The organism is Paenibacillus macquariensis (genome assembly GCF_900156375.1).
GTDB classification, from domain to species: Bacteria; Bacillota; Bacilli; order Paenibacillales; family Paenibacillaceae; genus Paenibacillus_AQ; species Paenibacillus_AQ macquariensis.
Genome location: NZ_FTNK01000001.1, coordinates 242,144 through 259,686, shown reverse-complemented (window position 1 = coordinate 259,686; position 17,543 = coordinate 242,144). Strand labels below are relative to the sequence as shown.

General features: G+C 40.0%; 21 protein-coding genes and 1 pseudogene. 12 read left to right on the top strand and 10 right to left on the bottom strand.

Translation table 11 applies throughout. The annotated features are described in order from the left end of the window. Window positions 1-31: 31 nt before the first annotated feature. Both BW961_RS01125 and BW961_RS31015 read right to left on the bottom strand, forming a co-directional pair. On the bottom strand, window positions 32-1,285 hold the full coding sequence (locus BW961_RS01125) for an ATP-binding protein (protein WP_068590033.1): 1,254 nt from the start codon (window positions 1,283-1,285) through the stop codon (window positions 32-34). A 118-nt stretch (window positions 1,286-1,403) separates the two neighbouring features. Then, window positions 1,404-1,628 carry a hypothetical protein gene (locus BW961_RS31015; RefSeq protein WP_068590035.1) on the bottom strand — a complete coding sequence of 75 codons (225 nt, stop codon included), beginning with the start codon at window positions 1,626-1,628 and terminating at the stop codon, window positions 1,404-1,406. Window positions 1,629-1,865: 237 nt separating this feature from the next. Here BW961_RS31015 and BW961_RS01115 point away from each other — a divergent pair, with 237 nt between their 5' ends. Beyond that, on the top strand, window positions 1,866-2,696 hold the full coding sequence (locus BW961_RS01115) for a stalk domain-containing protein (RefSeq protein ID WP_068590037.1): 831 nt from the start codon (window positions 1,866-1,868) through the stop codon (window positions 2,694-2,696). Between the two features lie 16 nt (window positions 2,697-2,712). Here BW961_RS01115 and BW961_RS01110 read toward each other — a convergent pair whose 3' ends face one another. Then, entirely contained in the window at window positions 2,713-3,444 is a 732-nt protein-coding gene (locus BW961_RS01110; protein WP_068590039.1) for a ZIP family metal transporter, read from the bottom strand. A gap of 111 nt (window positions 3,445-3,555) precedes the next feature. Continuing rightward, window positions 3,556-4,125, bottom strand: coding sequence for a thymidine kinase (locus tag BW961_RS01105; RefSeq protein WP_068590041.1), 570 nt, complete (start codon window positions 4,123-4,125; stop codon window positions 3,556-3,558). A 123-nt stretch (window positions 4,126-4,248) separates the two neighbouring features. Here BW961_RS01105 and BW961_RS01100 point away from each other — a divergent pair, with 123 nt between their 5' ends. Together BW961_RS01100 and BW961_RS01095 are read left to right on the top strand one after the other, a co-directional pair. Then, on the top strand, window positions 4,249-4,461 hold the full coding sequence (locus BW961_RS01100) for a hypothetical protein (protein WP_068590042.1): 213 nt from the start codon (window positions 4,249-4,251) through the stop codon (window positions 4,459-4,461). An 87-nt stretch (window positions 4,462-4,548) separates the two neighbouring features. Beyond that, window positions 4,549-4,878, top strand: coding sequence for a hypothetical protein (locus BW961_RS01095; protein WP_068590045.1), 330 nt, complete (start codon window positions 4,549-4,551; stop codon window positions 4,876-4,878). Window positions 4,879-4,999: 121 nt separating this feature from the next. Here BW961_RS01095 and BW961_RS01090 read toward each other — a convergent pair whose 3' ends face one another. Then, a complete protein-coding gene (locus tag BW961_RS01090) occupies window positions 5,000-5,287 on the bottom strand; it encodes a DUF2627 domain-containing protein (RefSeq protein ID WP_068590047.1) in 288 nt (95 codons plus the stop codon). 202 nt (window positions 5,288-5,489) lie between these two features. Between BW961_RS01090 and lpdA the strand changes: the two genes are divergently transcribed. The 5 genes from lpdA to lipB all read left to right on the top strand — a co-directional run bounded on the left by lpdA (window position 5,490) and on the right by lipB (window position 11,223). Then, window positions 5,490-6,911, top strand: coding sequence for a dihydrolipoyl dehydrogenase (gene lpdA / locus BW961_RS01085; protein WP_068590049.1), 1,422 nt, complete (start codon window positions 5,490-5,492; stop codon window positions 6,909-6,911). 144 nt (window positions 6,912-7,055) lie between these two features. Beyond that, window positions 7,056-8,090, top strand: a complete 1,035-nt coding sequence (locus BW961_RS01080; RefSeq protein ID WP_068590050.1) for a thiamine pyrophosphate-dependent dehydrogenase E1 component subunit alpha — start codon at window positions 7,056-7,058, stop codon at window positions 8,088-8,090. Then, a complete protein-coding gene (locus tag BW961_RS01075; RefSeq protein ID WP_068590052.1) occupies window positions 8,081-9,067 on the top strand; it encodes an alpha-ketoacid dehydrogenase subunit beta in 987 nt (328 codons plus the stop codon). The genes BW961_RS01080 and BW961_RS01075 overlap by 10 nt, the downstream gene beginning before the upstream one ends. Before the next feature lie 19 nt (window positions 9,068-9,086). Further along, window positions 9,087-10,457, top strand: a complete 1,371-nt coding sequence (locus BW961_RS01070) for a dihydrolipoamide acetyltransferase family protein (protein ID WP_068590055.1) — start codon at window positions 9,087-9,089, stop codon at window positions 10,455-10,457. A gap of 64 nt (window positions 10,458-10,521) precedes the next feature. Then, the gene (gene lipB, locus BW961_RS01065) at window positions 10,522-11,223 is read left to right on the top strand and encodes a lipoyl(octanoyl) transferase LipB (RefSeq protein ID WP_068590057.1); all 702 of its coding nucleotides are present in this window, start codon (window positions 10,522-10,524) and stop codon (window positions 11,221-11,223) included. Between the two features lie 2 nt (window positions 11,224-11,225). On the opposite strand, the gene prli42 is transcribed toward lipB, so the two are convergent. Then, on the bottom strand, window positions 11,226-11,327 hold the full coding sequence (gene prli42, locus BW961_RS29725; protein WP_139331491.1) for a stressosome-associated protein Prli42: 102 nt from the start codon (window positions 11,325-11,327) through the stop codon (window positions 11,226-11,228). 98 nt (window positions 11,328-11,425) lie between these two features. Here prli42 and BW961_RS01060 point away from each other — a divergent pair, with 98 nt between their 5' ends. Next, a complete protein-coding gene (locus BW961_RS01060; RefSeq protein WP_068590058.1) occupies window positions 11,426-12,574 on the top strand; it encodes a tripeptidase T in 1,149 nt (382 codons plus the stop codon). Window positions 12,575-12,722: 148 nt separating this feature from the next. On the opposite strand, the gene BW961_RS30240 is transcribed toward BW961_RS01060, so the two are convergent. The 3 genes from BW961_RS30240 to mciZ form a co-directional block, all read right to left on the bottom strand. After that, a complete protein-coding gene (locus BW961_RS30240; RefSeq protein WP_156510167.1) occupies window positions 12,723-12,893 on the bottom strand; it encodes a hypothetical protein in 171 nt (56 codons plus the stop codon). Window positions 12,894-13,127: 234 nt separating this feature from the next. After that, complete coding sequence (locus BW961_RS01055) at window positions 13,128-14,345, bottom strand: hypothetical protein (RefSeq protein WP_068590060.1); 1,218 nt, start codon at window positions 14,343-14,345, stop codon at window positions 13,128-13,130. A gap of 112 nt (window positions 14,346-14,457) precedes the next feature. Then, entirely contained in the window at window positions 14,458-14,592 is a 135-nt protein-coding gene (mciZ, locus tag BW961_RS01050; RefSeq protein ID WP_076576635.1) for a Z-ring formation inhibitor MciZ, read from the bottom strand. A gap of 105 nt (window positions 14,593-14,697) precedes the next feature. On the opposite strand from mciZ, the gene BW961_RS01045 reads away from it, so the two are divergent. The 3 genes from BW961_RS01045 (at window position 14,698) to spoIIM (ending at window position 17,169) form a co-directional block, all read left to right on the top strand. Beyond that, window positions 14,698-15,255 carry an NUDIX domain-containing protein gene (locus tag BW961_RS01045; protein WP_068590565.1) on the top strand — a complete coding sequence of 186 codons (558 nt, stop codon included), beginning with the start codon at window positions 14,698-14,700 and terminating at the stop codon, window positions 15,253-15,255. Further along, the gene (locus BW961_RS01040) at window positions 15,252-16,466 is read left to right on the top strand and encodes an endonuclease Q family protein (RefSeq protein ID WP_068590062.1); all 1,215 of its coding nucleotides are present in this window, start codon (window positions 15,252-15,254) and stop codon (window positions 16,464-16,466) included. The genes BW961_RS01045 and BW961_RS01040 overlap by 4 nt, the downstream gene beginning before the upstream one ends. A gap of 76 nt (window positions 16,467-16,542) precedes the next feature. Beyond that, entirely contained in the window at window positions 16,543-17,169 is a 627-nt protein-coding gene (gene spoIIM, locus BW961_RS01035) for a stage II sporulation protein M (RefSeq protein WP_068590063.1), read from the top strand. A 61-nt stretch (window positions 17,170-17,230) separates the two neighbouring features. Here spoIIM and BW961_RS32105 read toward each other — a convergent pair. Further along, window positions 17,231-17,508 (bottom strand): annotated as a pseudogene (locus tag BW961_RS32105) (tyrosine-type recombinase/integrase); the annotation flags it as partial. Window positions 17,509-17,543: the final 35 nt, after the last annotated feature.

The window sequence follows — 17,543 nt, the reverse complement described above, 5'->3', positions numbered from 1 at the left end:
TCTAATGTAGGTTGTTATCTAAGAATAAGTATTAGGGTACAACAGGTAAAAGGATACAAAAGGCTGTGCCCTCTTCTTTTTCACTTGTCACTTTTATTTGACCTTTAAAAGATCTGATAATTTGATAACTTACCATCATGCCTAGACCAGTACCACTTTCTTTTAGTGAATAGAAGGGTGTTCCAAGTCGATCAACTTGCTCTTTTGACATGCCTATTCCTTCATCTTGAATTGTAATCTCTATATTTCCATCGCCAGTCCGGATACAAGTAACCCAAACATATCCGCCATCTGGCATAGACTCGATAGCATTTTTCAATATATTGATTAGACATTGACGCAATTTTTGAGGGTTAGCGTAAGCCCAACAGTCATTAGTAATATAATGCTTGATCTCAACATCAAGGGATATGGAGTACGCTTTTGTGATATTTAAGATACGGTTCAATTCTAGCCCGACATCTACTTTGTGCATATTGTCGTTAGTTGGTTTGGCGAATATTAATAAATCATTTATTATTTCGTCTGCACGATCTAACTCTTCGATAGATAGTGCAATATATTTCTTCTTTTTATCAGATAAATCAGGCTCATCCAGAAGTTGAAGGAAACCACGAGACACTTGCATAGGATTCCTAATTTCATGTGCAAACACACTAGTGATATCCCTAATAATTTGTAACTTTCCTAATTCCTGAACCTCTACCCGCATTTGGCTAATCGTTCTTATGTACTCATATAGAATAGTAAAAAACCAAATGAACACTAGAATAAAGGAGGTGTGGATAATTAGTATTCTTAAATATGTTGGTGAAAATCCTAATAATAAATAATACATGGAAAAGCCAACAATAGAGAAGTGAAGAGAAAGTAAAACGACAATTTTAAGTTTTTTTTCTTTTGGTGCTTTGTTAAATGGTTTTCGGGAATATAAGAATAGAGGTACAGTACATAACATAGTGAGAATCGTTACATACAATCCTATGTCGATCCCAAAATAAAGTAGTCGATATAGAATGGCTACGATCGCTAGGAATATACCATTTCTATATCCACTGTATAATGTCCCTAATAATAAAGGAATGATTTCTAAGTCTAATCGGTAACCTGGGCCATACGTTGCAGGAAAGGACATGCAAAAGATGACAGACAATCCCCACAATGCTGTCATGACTAACTTCTCCATCGTTTCCTTTGTGAATTTCTCTGCAAAGAAGGTATGGTATGTAAACATGGGAAGCACGATAAGTGTAAGCTGTAGCAGTAAATCTTTTATGAGATTCATCGATGATCCCTTTCATAGTAATGATGTGATAATAGACATGCATAGTCATTATAACTGTTAATTGAGTAATTAATAAAGATGACTTCTGATAAATTTCAGAAGCCATCAGCGTATAGCGCTATATCAATGCAATAGCTAATAAAGTAAATAAACTCAAGGTTAAAATTTGATTCCTCCCTGGATAAAAGGCAGATGTGTGTACTTGGTTTCTAGGTGAATCAGTTCGTAAATAAACATACCGGTTATCTACACCTGTGATAACACCCTCATGTCTGTTTCCGTCCACGGTAAGGATACGAACTCTACGATTCATACAACTTACGCAATTATAATATGCCTCCACTTGTAGTCAGCCTCCTTTCATGTCATAAAGCATTTTATGAGTGAAATGAATAGCTGGTGTCGGCTAAGTTACCTACTTATCAGCTCCTTAGAGAAGAGTAGTAGATAAAAGTAAGATCCATTATCTATTAAATAATCCTTAAATGAAATAGTTACAATCTTTTTTCTGGAAATTTTGCTAAAATGAGCATACGATAAAGACATGAGTATTTAGTACACCATGAAAGGTGGGTTATCATTGAAATCTAGGAAGTGGGTTATTGTATCCACTGCTGCTTGTGTATTACTTGGAACTTCTGTCATAGCTTTCGCTTCTAACCCAATCAAATTAATTATTAATGGCTATGAACGTTATACAGAGACACCCCCAGAAATTATAAATGGACGAGTTATGGTGCCTTTGACGACCATTACAGAAGCGTTCAATAAAATAGTATCTTACAATGCGGACTCAAAAGAAGTTGAAATAAGCGATCCCAAACAAAAGATGATCTCTCAAATGGGTAATATAGTAGTCACGGGCAAGGAAAGTGAAGATGGGAGCTATGAACATTTACAACTCGTCACAGATCAATTCAGTCGTGATTTGGATGGTTACAATGTATCGAACCCGACGTATATACCAGAAATCATATCGGTAGATTTGAATGGTGATGGGAAGAAAGAAATTGCTGTTATTCTGACTACAGGTTATGGCACGGGAGTGTACATAAGTGAGCTTCATGTAAGACAGGGAGATACGGGGATTGAAATTCCGACGGAAGATGCTTTAATAGCAATGAAGAAACAATTCACAGGAGCCGTTACTAGTAAAGGAATTAACATAACTATAAATGGTCAACAGACGCTACTTACTAATGATACGTTAAGCACCGAGAGAGATTACTGGTTCGATGAGCCGTACATTGGTAATATTATTAATTACAATATCGAGAACAACACACTAAAGGCATCGGCTGCTGTACAAATATCGCCAGATGAATTTATCGGTGAACTTGAGGTCGAATATAGCTATAAGAATGGCATCTTTCAGGTGGGAGAGGCTACCTTCTCCCAAGACGAAGAATAGCCTCTGTTCATCTCATCTAAGTAAACATGTAACTGATGTAGACCATCGCGAGTAGACCAATGATAAATGAGTATGTAGAGGGCCTTTCATATCCATGTCCATGACTTTCAGGAATAAGCTCTTTATACACGATAAACATCATGGCTCCTGCGGCGAAAGCTAACCCGTAACCGATTAAAGAATCAATGTAACTTGCGGTAAAATAACCTACAATAGCAGCAATCACTTCTATAAAGCCTGTGACTGCAACGAGTAGAAATGCATTGAGCTTCGTTACGTTAGAATTCATTAAGAATATAGCTAGGATTAACCCTTCTGGCATATTCTGTGCACCAATGGAGATGGCAACCATGGGTCCCAAGATGTCGTTCTCACTGGCAAAGCTAAAGCCTGTACTGAGGCCTTCAGGGATGTTATGGATGAAGAGTGCAATAATAACTAGCAGAGATTTAGAATCGAATGTACTAATCCCAGAATCATTCTCAACATCAATGTGTGGAATGCTCTTCTCAATGAGGTCGAGAACAACAATGCCTAGCAACAACCCAATGGTTAGTCCTATAATCCCTGATTCATTGACTGCCTGAGGCATTAATCCAAACGTGGAGGCGGATACCATGATTCCGGCCGTAAAGGCAATTAAGATATCCTTCCACTTTTCAGAAAGACTTTTCACGAAGAATAAAGGAACGGCTCCAAGTACGGTAGCCATTGCTGAAATAAAGCTTCCAATGATAGCTGCTTCCATAGTCTGACTCCTTTTTTATGATGGATTGCCAAGTCCCGTCGTACTTGGATGTACAATTCGTCATTTCACTTAAAAATGGGGTATGGAAGAGCTTTTTTTTGCATTTTATTGTTATAATGACGGATTGGCATGGCATTTACGACACACCGGATAATACGTTTCATTTCCACCGATCTGGATTTGTTGTCCTGTATAGATAGGTTTTCCGTTCTCTACTCTTAAGGTCATGATTGCCTTACGTTCACAGAACCAGCAGATGGTTTTTAATTCTTCAATTTTGTCCGCATAAATCAGCATATATTTACTGCCCTCGAAGAGATTGTTTTGAAAATCATTTTTCAGACCAAATGCCATGACGGGAACGTGAAGTTCGTCCACAATTCGGACTAGCTGAAGAATTCCATTCTCGGTCATGAATTGGCATTCATCGATTAGTACACACGAAGGTTTAGGTTGATGCTCTTGTACGATTTGATAAATATTAGTATCCTCATAAATGGGGATTGCTTCTTTACGTAAGCCAATTCTTGAAGACACGTAGCCAACCTCGTCTCGATTATCGATAGCTGAAGTAAAGATCAAAACATGTTTATTCTGTTCCTCATAATTATGAGCAACTTTAAGAATCTCAATGGATTTACCGCTATTCATAGCGCCATATTTAAAAAATAACTGTGCCAACCGTACATCTTCCTTTCAATATGCCTTAAAGTATTATGTGGGGAATCTTCATTTCCCAGTCATTTATCCATATTAACAAAAGTCGAAACACATAAATAGTACCTTTAAACGGAGGAAATATTAATGAATGCTACGCTAGAACAATATAAAGAACGAATTGCTGCTATAGAAAGAGAAGGATCGCTTGACTTGAATACACAAATGCTCTTAAATCATCTGCTTGAGGATCTTGAGAAATGTGTGCAGTTAAACCTATCCTTAAGAAAGTCAGTGTCGAAATCCAATTCTAAGGAGTCAAGAATGTCCAGTAAGCTTAGGGATGCCTTGTACGAATAAAAGATTATACACTTTATGTATGCAAAAATGTACTAAACCATCACACCAATTTTGAATTCTTACTATATGTTATAAGAAGGAGATTTTATGGTGAAGGGTGGGGTGATAGTGAGTCTTTCTGCTAAAAAATCAAGACGGAAAAAGAGGGTTAAGGTTTCCAATAAGAAGCAAAGCGAAAACGGCTCTGCCCCGAATTTATCTCCACAACAAATATCTTTAATAGCTGCCCTTTTGGCTGGCTTCTTTAATATACAATCAGTGATTTATAATCGTGATAATGTGTTGCAGGTGATACTGACCACGAATAGATTAACGAACCTTCCTATACTAGGTCCACCGACTAATGTACAGAATTTGGATGTTCAGGATTCGGTCGATATCGATGTGATTAATAATGAAATCAAATTTTTGAGATAAGCGTTAAATAAGACACCGTCAGAGATTTGCTCACGGTGTCTTTTCTTATGGAAATAAGAAAAATGTAATTTTACGTTATCCCCGCGCTGTCTTATAGGACAAACTTTCGGTTGCGTGGAGATTACAATGGCTTTGGTTTACGTTTCTCTTTGAATCGTGGACCAACGTAATTTCGTTTGCGATCTCTAGTTAGAATCCAACCACCTAAGAAGGTCATTCCTGCAACAAATAGGAGAAGGCCTCCTCCAAAATGAAGCCACTGAAAGGATGGATTTGAAACGGTATCGTCACCATGCACCGAGATGAAATCGAATATAGAATCTTTCATCATTAGAAATCCAGTCATAGCCATTAAGCCAGGAATAACTAAAATTAGAATGGCAATGAAGCGGGTAATAAGTAATTTCATGGCTAAATCCTTCCTATTTCTTGGAATGTTTATCTTCATGTATAATACCGTGTTCACGAAGGGTTGTCTATTTGTGATGAACCTTTAAACTTTGTAATACGAGTGAAAAGGAGTAAGATATAAGAGAGTGTTAGGATGTCAATATCGTTATTAGAGATGTGGCATTCTATTTAGGTGAAAACGAAATAGATGGAGGATGTATATGACTATTACATGTGATATTGCAATACTAGGAGGCGGAACCGGCGGTTATGTCGCCGCAATCCGTGCTGCTCAATTAGGCAAAGATGTCGTTATTATTGAAGAAGACAAGCTTGGCGGAACCTGTCTCCATCGAGGTTGTATACCAAGTAAGTCTTTACTACGAAGTGCTGAAGTTTATGCGGATATTAAAGAAAGCGAAAGCTACGGTATCGAGACGAGTGGGGCCAAGGTTGTATTCCCTAATGTGCAGCAGCGTAAGACTGATATTGTAGAACAATTACATCAAGGCGTTAAATATTTAATGCGTAAAAATAAAATAAAAGTGTTGCACGGAAAAGGTCGCGTGACGGGACCTTCCATATTCTCACCTAAGAGTGGAGCTGTAGCTGTAGAGCTGTCAGACGGTGAAATGGAAACGGTTGTTCCAACACATTTAATCATAGCTACAGGGTCCCGCCCGCGGATATTACCCGGTCTTGAACCAGATGGTATTCATATTCTTAGCAGCGATGAAGCACTCTTAATGGAACAATTGCCACAATCTATGATCATTATCGGTGGTGGTGCTATTGGTGTGGAATGGGCTTCTATGCTGAATGATTTTGGCGTTCAGGTTACGATTGTAGAAGCGGCTAATCAACTGCTTCCACAAGAAGATGAAGATGTTTCGAAAGAGCTAACACGAATTTTTGTCCGTCGTGGTATTAAAGTACTGACAGGAAGTAAAGTGCTAGTGGATACATATCAAGCCAATGATGGCGACTTTTCGTTGAATATCCAGCAAGGTGACCAAACAACGAGTCTCTCGGCTGAGAAGTTGCTCGTGTCCATTGGACGTCAAGCGAATATTGAGAACATTGGTATTGAAAATACGGATGTGCGTACTGAAAAAGGATTTATTGCTGTTAATGCGTTCATGCAGACAGGTGAAGCACACATCTATGCTATAGGCGATGTGATCGGAGGCGTACAATTGGCGCATGCGGCTAGTCATGAAGGCATTGCGGCAGTAAACCATATTCATGGAGAAACAGTGCATCCTTATGAATCACAACTTATTCCACGCTGTGTGTATACCCGTCCGGAAGTAGCAAGTGTCGGTTACACAGAGAAAGAGTCTAAGGAAAGTGGATTAGATGTAAAGGTTGGGAAGTTTCCTTTTCAAGCGATTGGGAAATCCTTAGTACATGGAAGTAAGGATGGATTCGTCAAAGTTGTTGCAGATGTTAAGACGAATGATATTCTAGGCGTGCAAATGATTGGTTTACATGTGACTGATTTAATTAGTGAGGCAGCATTAGCTCAAGTATTGAATGCAACACCTTGGGAAGTGAGCCAAACCATTCACCCGCACCCAACTTTGTCTGAAGTTCTAGGGGAAGCGATGCTTGCTGTTGATGGAAATGCGATCGGAATGTAAAGATGTGATAAATCATCTTTTCTTTTTTTAGAAAAAAGGATTATAATAGGTTTAGCCTAGTCTTAGTACCTGGTTTTAAGATCAGATCAGATCAGATAGAGATCAGATAAGAGGATTTGGCTCTATGAACAAGGAGGACCTTCGATGAATGATAATGATGTTATTAACGTGGAAAATCAGCATGAGCAACTTGGACTGAGTGATGGTCAGGTGATCGACATGTACAGATATATGCTGTTGGCACGAAAATTTGATGAACGTAATTTATTACTACAGCGAGCAGGTAAAATTAATTTTCACGTGTCAGGTGTAGGTCAAGAGACTGCACAAGTTGCTGCGGCGTTTGCACTTGATCGTGAGAAGGATTATTTCCTTCCTTATTATCGAGACTATGGATTTGTCTTAGCCGTAGGAATGACGCCAAGAGAATTGATGCTCTCAGCTTTTGCGAAGGCAGAAGACCCAAATAGTGGTGGTCGCCAAATGCCAGGACACTTTGGTAGCAAGCGATTACGTATTGTTACTGGATCAAGTCCGGTTACAACGCAAGTTCCTCATGCGGTTGGATTTGCGCTAGCAGCCAAAATGAAGAAACAGGATTTTGTTTCTTTTGTTACTTTTGGAGAAGGATCAAGTAATCAAGGGGACTTCCATGAGGGATGTAACTTTGCTGGTGTACACAAGTTGCCAGTCATCTTAATGTGTGAGAACAATCAATATGCGATCTCTGTTCCTATGCATAAACAAATTAGCGGAAAAATTAGTGATCGTGCGCTTGGATACGGATTTCCAGGTATTCGAGTTGACGGAAACGATGCACTAGAAGTATATCGTGTAGTTAAGGAAGCAAGGGAACGTGCGATTCGCGGGGAAGGCCCAACACTCATCGAAGCGATGATGTATCGACTTTCACCCCATTCAACTTCGGATAATGATTTAGCGTACCGTACGCAAGAAGAAGTGGATGAGAATTGGAAGAAAGATGGCGTTGCTCGAATGAAATCTTATCTAATCCGTCTAGGGATATGGGATGAAGATAAGGATGCTGACTTGGTTGTACAGTTAAATATGGAGATTAAGGAAGCTACGGAATATGCTGATCGTGCACCGTTCCCGAAACCAGAAGATACGCTTCTGCATGTCTATGCTAGCGCTGAGGAGGAGAAGTCATGGCAGTAATGGAATATATCGACGCGATTCGTCTTGCGATGAAGGAAGAAATGGAACGCGATGAGAATGTATTTATTCTTGGAGAAGATGTTGGGGTTAAGGGTGGCGTATTTACGACGACCAAAGGATTAATGGATCAGTTCGGAGAAGAACGCGTGATGGATACGCCGCTTGCTGAGTCAGCCATCGCGGGTGTGGCGATCGGAGCTGCTATGTACGGAATGAAGCCGATTGCTGAAATGCAATACTCGGACTTCATGTTACCTGCAACGAATCAAATTATAAGTGAAGCGGCCAAAATCCGCTATCGTTCAAATAATGATTGGAATTGCCCTATTGTTGTTCGGGCGCCTATTGGTGGAGGGATCTTTGGCGGGTTGTACCATTCTCAGTGTCCTGAATCGATATTCTTTGGTACACCGGGCTTAAAAATTGTTGCACCTTACTCGGCATATGATGCCAAAGGATTATTAAAAGCGGCTATTCGCGACCCAGATCCGGTGCTCTTTTTCGAAAATAAGAAATGTTACAAGCTCATTAAAGAAGATGTACCATTGGATGATTATATTGTACCTCTTGGCGTAGCTAATGTATTGCGTGAGGGTGATGATATTACAGTCATTGGGTATAGTATGCCGCTTCATTTCTGTATGCAGGCTGCTGAAGAGTTGGAGAAGGAAATGGGCATTACAGCTCATGTATTGGATTTACGTACGTTACAACCGCTTGATCGGAATGCTATCCTTGAATCCGTTCGTAAGACGGGCAAGGTACTTATTGTTCATGAGGATAATAAAACAGGTGGTATCGGTGCTGAAGTATCTGCCATCATTTCGGAAGAATGTTTGTATGATTTAGATGCACCTATCATGAGATTATGTAGTCCGGATGTGCCAGCTATGCCAATTAGCCCGCCGATGGAGAAATTCTACATGCTTACGAAGGATAAAGTAAAAGAAGCCATGATCCATTTGGCAAACTACTAGAAGTTTAGGAGTGAATGATATGTCTGATAATAAACAATTAATTGATGTGTTTATGCCCCAACTTGCCGAATCACTCGTCTCTGCGACAGTAGGCAAATGGCTTAAACAACCTGGAGATAGAATTGAGCAATATGAACCGATCTGTGAAGTTATTACAGATAAGGTGAACGCTGAAATTCCATCAACGGTGGATGGCATTATGGGAGAACTTATCGCTGAAGAGGGTCAGACGATTGGTGTAGGTGAAGTTATCTGTCGAATTTCAGTGATTTCTACGAATGAATCCGTTTCTGTGAATAAACCAGCAAACACAGTAACTGCTGAGGCTTCATCTACCATATCATCGGATCAGTCCATGCGTAGTCGTTACTCACCTGCTGTACAAAGTTTAGCGGCTGAACACGGGTTGAATCTTGCAGACATTCCTGGAACGGGCATGGCTGGAAGAATCACTCGTAAAGACGTGTTGGCATATGTAGAAGGGGGTCATTCAGAACAAGCTAGGCCATCAACAGTATCTTCTGACGTGACTGGTGGAATAAATTCACCATTCCAAGGATTATCACATACAAATCCTGCTGTAACTCCTTCTCAATATGTGGAGAATAAATCACCTGCTGCTCGGAATTCAGGACTTCATTTAAATGAAAACCCACAAATTCCGAATAACGTTATTGAAGGTCAACAAGGAAGAGCTGAGACACTGATTGATATCACACCTGTCCGCAATACGATTGCTACGCGTATGAGACAAAGTGTATCCGAAATCCCTCACGCTTGGACGATGATTGAGGTAGATGTAACGAATTTAGTCTTGATACGTAACAAGCTCAAGGATGAGTTCAAACGCAATGAAGGAGTTAACTTAACTTATCTAGCGTTTCTTTTGAAAGCTGTTGTAAATGCCATTAAAGATTATCCTATTATGAATTCTGTGTGGGCTACAGATAAGATTATTGTCAAACGTGACATTAATATCTCTCTTGCCGTAGGGACGGACGACACCGTAATGGTCCCTGTTATTCAGAAAGCAGATCAGAAGAATATTGCAGGTCTCGCTAAGGAAGTAGAAGACCTTGCAACCAAAACACGCCAAGGGAAATTAAAACTGGACGATATGCAGGGTGGTACGTTTACCGTGAACAATACGGGTTCCTTTGGCTCAGTATTATCGTATCCAATTATTAATTATCCACAAGCTGCGATTCTCACATTTGAGTCGATTGTTAAGAGACCGGTTGTAATTAACGACATGATCGCTGTTCGTTCTATGGCTAATATATGTTTGTCGTTAGACCACCGGATTCTGGATGGTGTTATTTGTGGACGATTCCTTCAACGCGTGAAGGAAAACCTAGAAGGTTACACGTTAGATACGAAGCTGTACTAAGAAATGTAATCTAAAGACAATTTGGTTATCTTTTTTGTCTTACAGAGAAGGGCGGATATGACGTTTGCGTAGAACACTTGATATTTCTTATATACCTTTCATTGATTATGCTGAGGCTTGGGATATGCAAAAGGAATTCGTTCGTCGTATAGATCTTGGAGAGCAACAGGAAACCCTGTTGCTCTTGCAGCATCCACCCACGTATACCATGGGATCTCAGAAACATCCAGAACATCTTCTTCTTAGTAAAGAGCAGTTAAAGGAACGTGGTATTGCATTGTTTGAAATTGACCGTGGTGGAGATATTACTTATCATGGGCCAGGACAACTGGTAGGATACCCCTTGCTCTTATTGAATGAAGAGAGTGGCATTGATTTACATGCCTATTTACGAAGTCTTGAACAGGTCATCATAGATTACTTGGCTCTTTATGGCGTTCAAGGAACTCGCAAACCGAAGTATACGGGTGTGTGGGTAGGGGAACATAAGATTTGTGCGATTGGTGTGAAGTTTAATAAATGTCGGCATCATCGTGGGTTTGTGACAAGTCATGGGTTCGCCTTTAATATTACAGCAGGAATTCAGAATGAGGGATTTCAAGGCATTGTACCTTGTGGAATTCAGGAATTCGGAGTTACAACGCTTGAGGATTGTACTGGACAAGAATTTGATATCATGCAAGTTGCGAGTGAGATAGCACCATTATTTACCTCAATATTTGATTATGAAATATCTTTATCCGATAAAATGAAAAAAGCCCGCTGAATTTAGCGGGCCATGAAAGGTTCAACGACCATTAGGAATGTAGAGCCAAGCATCGCTATAAGCATAAGGTAAATAAAAATACGAAATAGTTTTTTTCGTTGCATGAAGAAACTCCTTTAATTTTAAGTTTAGTTAGAATGATTAGATTAGGTATGTTGCTATTCACTTATTGTAACGTATCCAAGAGAGAGAGGGAAGTCCAATGACATCGCAAGAGCGTATTGTGCAGGAATTCATAGAATTGGTACAAGTAGATAGTGAGACTTTGCATGAAGAGGAAATTTCCATCGTACTCAAGAAAAAATTCAGTGATCTTGGATTAACTGTATTTGAAGATGATAGTAAAGCTGTTACGGGTCATGGTGCTGGTAATTTGATTATTACGTGGGAAGCTGATCAACTCATCGACGCACCGCATATCTTTTTCACATGCCATATGGATACGGTAACTCCTGGTGTAGGTATTAAACCTTCACTTGGTGAAGATGGATGGATCACAAGTGATGGGACGACCATTCTGGGAGCGGATGATAAGGCGGGGATAGCTGCTATTCTCGAAGCTATTCGTGTCATTCAGGAGCAGAAGATTCCTCATGGACAAGTACAATTCATTATTACCGCGGGTGAGGAGTCAGGACTTCGTGGAGCGCGAGCATTTGATCCCAAGCACTTGGATGCTGAATTCGGATACGCCATAGATTCTAATGGAGAGATCGGAGCTATTGCAGTTGCTGCGCCAACTCAGGCCAAAATTACGATGACGATTATCGGTAAATCAGCACATGCTGGTGTGAATCCAGAAGATGGCATTAGTGCTATTCAAGTCGCTTCCAAAGCCATTTCACGCATGAATTTGGGCCGTATTGACCATGAGACGACTGCTAATATTGGTAAATTCTCAGGTGGTGGTCCAACGAATATTGTGTGCGATCGGGTACAGCTTGATGCTGAAGCTCGTAGTATCGTTCAAGACAAAGTAGATAAGCAGATTGCACAGATGAGAGAAGCGCTAGAGACAACGGCTAGAGAATATAATGCCGAGTGCGAATTCCGTAGTGAAATACTATATCCCGCTTTTAACTTCTCGGAGAATGATGCTGTCGTGAAGCTAGCTCAGCGTGCAATTATGAACCTCGGATTAACGAGTCGTGTGTTCCATTCTGGCGGAGGAAGCGATGCTAACATATTTAATGGATTCGGTATTCCAACCGTAAACCTAGCACTTGGATATGAGAACATTCATACAACCAAAGAACGAATTAAAGCAGCCGATATGCTAAAAGCATCTGAAATGGTCGTAGCGATCATTCAGGAATCTGGTAAATTGACATCAAAAGAGGAAGTTCTATAATATTTCCTTCTAAATATAAATTTAGTCGACTTCAGAATGTTGAATGTCATTTGTCATGGATTTAACGGGCAATATATTTAGAATAGCTATAAATTATTCAATTCAAAAAAAATGGCCCTGCTATAAATATAGCGGAGTCATTTTTTTCTTATACAATAACTTCTGTGGCACTGGTCCCACTTAAATTTTTCCAAGCTATAAAGATGGTAATGATAGCAGCAATCAGAAATAAAAATGAGGCGAAGAAAGCTAACTGATTCAATTTCTTTTGTTGAGAGGAACCGGATTTGGAGATGCTTCGGGCCTTTGTAGCTCTCACGTAAACGACACTCCTTTGCTGAAATCTAAGGATTCATAAGCACTTAAAGTAAAATATGTTCTCTATGACGATTGAGTTCTCGTAAAGGAGAAAATTAGACGAACAACAGTGGACAATCCACCATAGACCCTGAATTACCTATGAATGGCACCACCCATGAAAGATAAGTGAACAAAAAAATAGGAATTGTCTAGAACTAGATTCTCTAGTTCTAGACAATTCCTGAACTCACCTTCAGTTGAAAGGTAAGGTGCCTTCCAAGGGTTTGGAAGACATACGTCGTCTCTGGGCGGTTCCCCAAGCGGTATGCCATTGGGTATGATGTAGGATGTGTAAGGATTGGGTAATATTATGTATGTATTGATCCGCTAGGTGTGTGGGATCATCTTCTTGTGGAATGAGTTCATTTCTACTTAATAAAGATTCCAATGTTATTTGTAGATAACATGCTGCTGTTGCAAATTGTGACTGAGTGTGGGTAATGTCATTCATATAAATTTGTTCAAAATGCTCTGCCGCGGATTGTAATCGCCCTTCATCATACATCATTTCAGCAGCAATAAAACATAGATTCTGACTATGTTGTTCTTTCGTATGTAAAGGAAGAGGTAATAGAGTGGTAAGGAAATCTATGGATTTCTCAGTATAGCCTTCGTTATATAGTATGTATATTAACTGACTTAACTCAGCTTCATTTGGAACAGGAACAATGGACAAAGATTCATCCGGTAGTCCGTGACAGATGGCGAGCTTAGCCATATCTAATTGTTGCATACGTGTTAGATTCGAGGGCAAGCGACGATCGTTCGTTAACCACAGACAGAGGTTCAGAAGGGTTTCTAAGGTAGTTGTGAATGATCCTATGCGTAGTTCTATTTGAATAAGTTCTTCTAATCGGTTCTCCAGCAAATGAAGAGCTTGGGAGAACTCACCTGTATGAAGAGAACATTGAATATACAGTAGATAATCGCTGTTAGATAAATGGCCAATAGAAGAGTATAGGGTAGAAGACTCTTTATAGATTCCTAACATAAACAAAGCATGGGCTAATAGCGTAGAACTTAGCTTATTTTCGAGGCATTTCTCATGCAATATATTCATGATTTCGCTGTCATTCTTACCCATCGAATGAAGTAGATCGCCCCATTCAACGAAGCCATCCAACTTATATTTACCGCTTTTGAGACATTGTTGGAATGCATAAATAGCTTCCGATTTATTGCCTTCCCATTTGTTGATTTTTCCATATTCAAGCCATACGATAGATTTATCGAATCCCTCTTCGGAAAGATCATAAGTGTGTCCTTGACTACTATTATGTAAAGATGTTTTAAAACTTTCTAATGCCTCAGTATGTAAGCCACGTGTTTTGTACCACATTCCCATTTTGTATTGAAGCCTAGGGGGGAATGGGTCGATAAGTAGTTGTTCTTCTAGTTCTTTTCTATTCATAGCAACGCCTCCATCCATATGTATAACGCAACAGGAAGTCATTAGTTTATAGGATGAATAATTATTATTCATAATAGGTCGAAACTTGAACAAAATATGTAAGAATACATATTTATTTCATTTTTTTGAGAAGTTCCTCTACGGTGATGTTAGGGCCCCATTGTTTTTGCCATTGTTGAAGCATGATTTTAATCTGCCAAGCTTGTCCTACCATGTGGAACGAATCTGTTGATCGATAGCTCTTCATGCAATTTCCTTCTTTCAAATGAAGTTTGTTATAATTACACCATATGTAAGAGCATGTCCTTTCATGCATGATTAAGGGGGAATTATCTTGAAAGAAAATAAACCGATGTCAACATCTGCGTTGGATGAAGTTACATTATCAACGCAACCTATATTCGAAGGGCGAATCATTTCATTACAGGTCGATACCGTGCGTCTACCCGATGGGAAGACGGCGACACGTGAAGTGGTGAGACATCCCGGAGCCGTTGCAGTACTTGCTTTACGTGATGGAAAGATGTTAGTCGTGGATCAATTTCGTCAACCAATGGGTCGATGTGAAATTGAGATTCCAGCAGGGAAACTCGAGCCTGGTGAGGATCCTTATGCGGCTGCAGTTCGAGAATTGGAGGAAGAAACGGGATATCGTTGCGGTGAGATCAAGTTATTGCAATCCTTTTATACATCGCCTGGTTTCGCTGACGAGTTGATTCATTTGTATGTGACGGAGGATTTGGTAATTGGTGAAATGGCACCAGATGAAGATGAATTTCTAGAAGTGTCAGAAATTACACTTGAAGAAGCGTATCGTTACATCCAAGAAACACGGATTAGTGACGCGAAGACAATTATGGCTGTGTATGCTTGGCATCTATACACAATAACAGGGACGTTTGGAGGATGACCTTGAGCTCAATACAACACCAAGATAAGCTACAAGATTATTATGCGGATTTACATATTCATATTGGCAGAGCAACGAATGGCCAAGCGGTAAAGATAACTGGAAGTCGAAATCTTACATTTGCCAATATCGCTAAGGAAGCAGTCGAACGTAAAGGGATAGATCTTATAGGAATTATTGATTGTCATTCCCCGTCCGTACAGACTGACATCCTATCTTGTTTATATTCTGGAGAAATGAATGAAGTGGTTGGCGGGGGGATTGAGTATCGGGGAACAACCATTCTGTTGGGATGTGAAATTGAATTCAATGAACCCGATAAAGGTGCAGCACACTTACTTACGTATTTCCCAAACTTGGATGTGATGCAACAATTTAGCGCTTGGATGATTCATCATATGACCAACATCAATCTTAGTACGCAACGGATATATGTACCTGCAAGGGTATTGCAGGAGGAAGTGGTACAGCGAGGTGGGATTATGATTCCAGCGCATGTGTTCACACCCCATAAGGGCATGTATGGCAATGTAACCGACACGATGGAAGATGTCCTAGATCTTAACCTGATCAGTGGAATTGAGTTAGGTTTAAGCGCTGATTCTACTATGGCGGGTACATTGAGCGAGTTAGATGATTTTACTTTCTTGAGTAATTCCGATGCCCATTCCCTTGGCAAAATAGGGCGTGAGTACAATAAGATTAGCTTAGCTACGCCTTCTTTTGAAGAATTGTGCAAAGCTCTGGCAAGAGAAGATGGTCGCCGAGTGAGTGCCAACTATGGATTGAATCCACGACTGGGTAAATATCATCGAACATACTGTAGTGGCCGTCATGTCATCATGGATGATCATGTAGCAACGAAGAATGGACAGATATGTCCTAATTGTGGAGGTGCGAAAGTAGTGCAAGGTGTGCTGGAGCGGATACAGAGTATTGCAGATCGAAATGAACCCTATATACCGGATCATCGCCCACCCTATCATTACCAGATTCCATTAGAGTTCATTCCTGGGCTTGGTAAAGCTAAAATGACGTCGTTACTACAAGCTTTCGGAACGGAAATGAACATCCTTCATCAAGCGAATGAACAAGAGATTGCTGAAGTAGTGGGCTTAGAAATGGCCCGATATATCGTTATGGCGAGGAATGGAGAACTTAACCTTGTATCAGGCGGCGGAGGAACATACGGCAAAGTTATACGAACCTAATTGATAGACAAAGTCATAGTTTATAAGAGTCTCTCATAACCTATACATATGTGATAGGAAGGGAGACTTTTGTAAGATGCAATCCATACGCCATTCCTTAAAAGACCAGACGATGTTATTTATTTTTGTAGGTGTGTTATTCCTCGTCGGGGTCATTTTTGGAGCCTTGATGGTTAATGCACTTTCGTTAGAACAGCAACAAGATTTGGCCCGATATTTAGGTAATTATTTTGTGGTATTGGATCAAGGGAGTACTGGAACGGAACAGGTTACGTACTGGAACATTGCTTTATTGCATTTGAAGTGGGTCGGGTTAATTTGGATTTGTGGGTTATCCGTCATTGGTCTGCCCGGTATTTTAATTCTGGATTTTCTAAAAGGCGTACTGATCGGGTTCACGGTTGGTTATTTAGTGGGACAATTTTCGTGGAAAGGGCTTCTATTTGCGCTAGTATCTGTCGCGCCACACAACCTATTTGTTATTCCGGTTTTAGTACTTTGTAGCGTGGCCGCCATTTCCTTTTCTCTACATATAATTAAGAATAGGATATTGACGCATGGTCACGGTAGTCTTACACGTCCCTTTATTAATTATGTTGTGCTGACAGTGGTCATGGGGGCGCTCATGTTAGGGATAGCGTCGTTTGAAACATGGGTCACTCCGGCGATGATGAGATGGGTTACACCGATGCTGATCCAATAGCATTGTAATGATGTTCAAGGGTTTTTCTGATGCTAACCACAGAAAATCACATTCCCTGCATTTATTCGGGATTAAGGATGTTACCAAAGTGGATTTTAACTTTCTTGGTGGCATTTTTTTTCATTTTATCAGTAACATGCGTTTAGACTTTCAAAGTACTTTTAGCATCATCGTGACCGACTCGTTCCATAATGGTTTTAAGATCGACTCTAGCTTCCGCAAGCATGCTAATATGAGTATGTCTGAAAGTGTGTGGAGTTGCCTTTTTTTAATACTTGTATGTTTAAGTAAACGATTCATTCTTTCGAGTAATTTCTTTTGATTAATAGGTCTTCCATTCAAGGCTGAATTTTCCTTGCCATTAGTCCCAATTT

Excerpts from the sequence above, each read along its gene's own strand:
- BW961_RS01125 (WP_068590033.1), bottom strand. The coding sequence starts at position 1,285 with ATGAATCTCATAAAAGATTTACTGCTACAGCTTACACTTATCGTGCTT.
- BW961_RS01110 (WP_068590039.1), bottom strand. The coding sequence starts at position 3,444 with ATGGAAGCAGCTATCATTGGAAGCTTTATTTCAGCAATGGCTACCGTA.
- BW961_RS01100 (WP_068590042.1), top strand. The coding sequence starts at position 4,249 with ATGAATGCTACGCTAGAACAATATAAAGAACGAATTGCTGCTATAGAA.
- BW961_RS01095 (WP_068590045.1), top strand. The coding sequence starts at position 4,549 with ATGGTGAAGGGTGGGGTGATAGTGAGTCTTTCTGCTAAAAAATCAAGA.
- BW961_RS01090 (WP_068590047.1), bottom strand. The coding sequence starts at position 5,287 with ATGAAATTACTTATTACCCGCTTCATTGCCATTCTAATTTTAGTTATT.
- lpdA (WP_068590049.1), top strand. The coding sequence starts at position 5,490 with ATGACTATTACATGTGATATTGCAATACTAGGAGGCGGAACCGGCGGT.
- BW961_RS01080 (WP_068590050.1), top strand. The coding sequence starts at position 7,056 with ATGAATGATAATGATGTTATTAACGTGGAAAATCAGCATGAGCAACTT.
- BW961_RS01075 (WP_068590052.1), top strand. The coding sequence starts at position 8,081 with ATGGCAGTAATGGAATATATCGACGCGATTCGTCTTGCGATGAAGGAA.
- BW961_RS01070 (WP_068590055.1), top strand. The coding sequence starts at position 9,087 with ATGTCTGATAATAAACAATTAATTGATGTGTTTATGCCCCAACTTGCC.
- prli42 (WP_139331491.1), bottom strand. The coding sequence starts at position 11,327 with ATGCAACGAAAAAAACTATTTCGTATTTTTATTTACCTTATGCTTATA.
- BW961_RS01060 (WP_068590058.1), top strand. The coding sequence starts at position 11,426 with ATGACATCGCAAGAGCGTATTGTGCAGGAATTCATAGAATTGGTACAA.
- BW961_RS01055 (WP_068590060.1), bottom strand. The coding sequence starts at position 14,345 with ATGAATAGAAAAGAACTAGAAGAACAACTACTTATCGACCCATTCCCC.
- mciZ (WP_076576635.1), bottom strand. The coding sequence starts at position 14,592 with ATGAAGAGCTATCGATCAACAGATTCGTTCCACATGGTAGGACAAGCT.
- BW961_RS01045 (WP_068590565.1), top strand. The coding sequence starts at position 14,698 with ATGTCAACATCTGCGTTGGATGAAGTTACATTATCAACGCAACCTATA.
- BW961_RS01040 (WP_068590062.1), top strand. The coding sequence starts at position 15,252 with ATGACCTTGAGCTCAATACAACACCAAGATAAGCTACAAGATTATTAT.
- spoIIM (WP_068590063.1), top strand. The coding sequence starts at position 16,543 with ATGCAATCCATACGCCATTCCTTAAAAGACCAGACGATGTTATTTATT.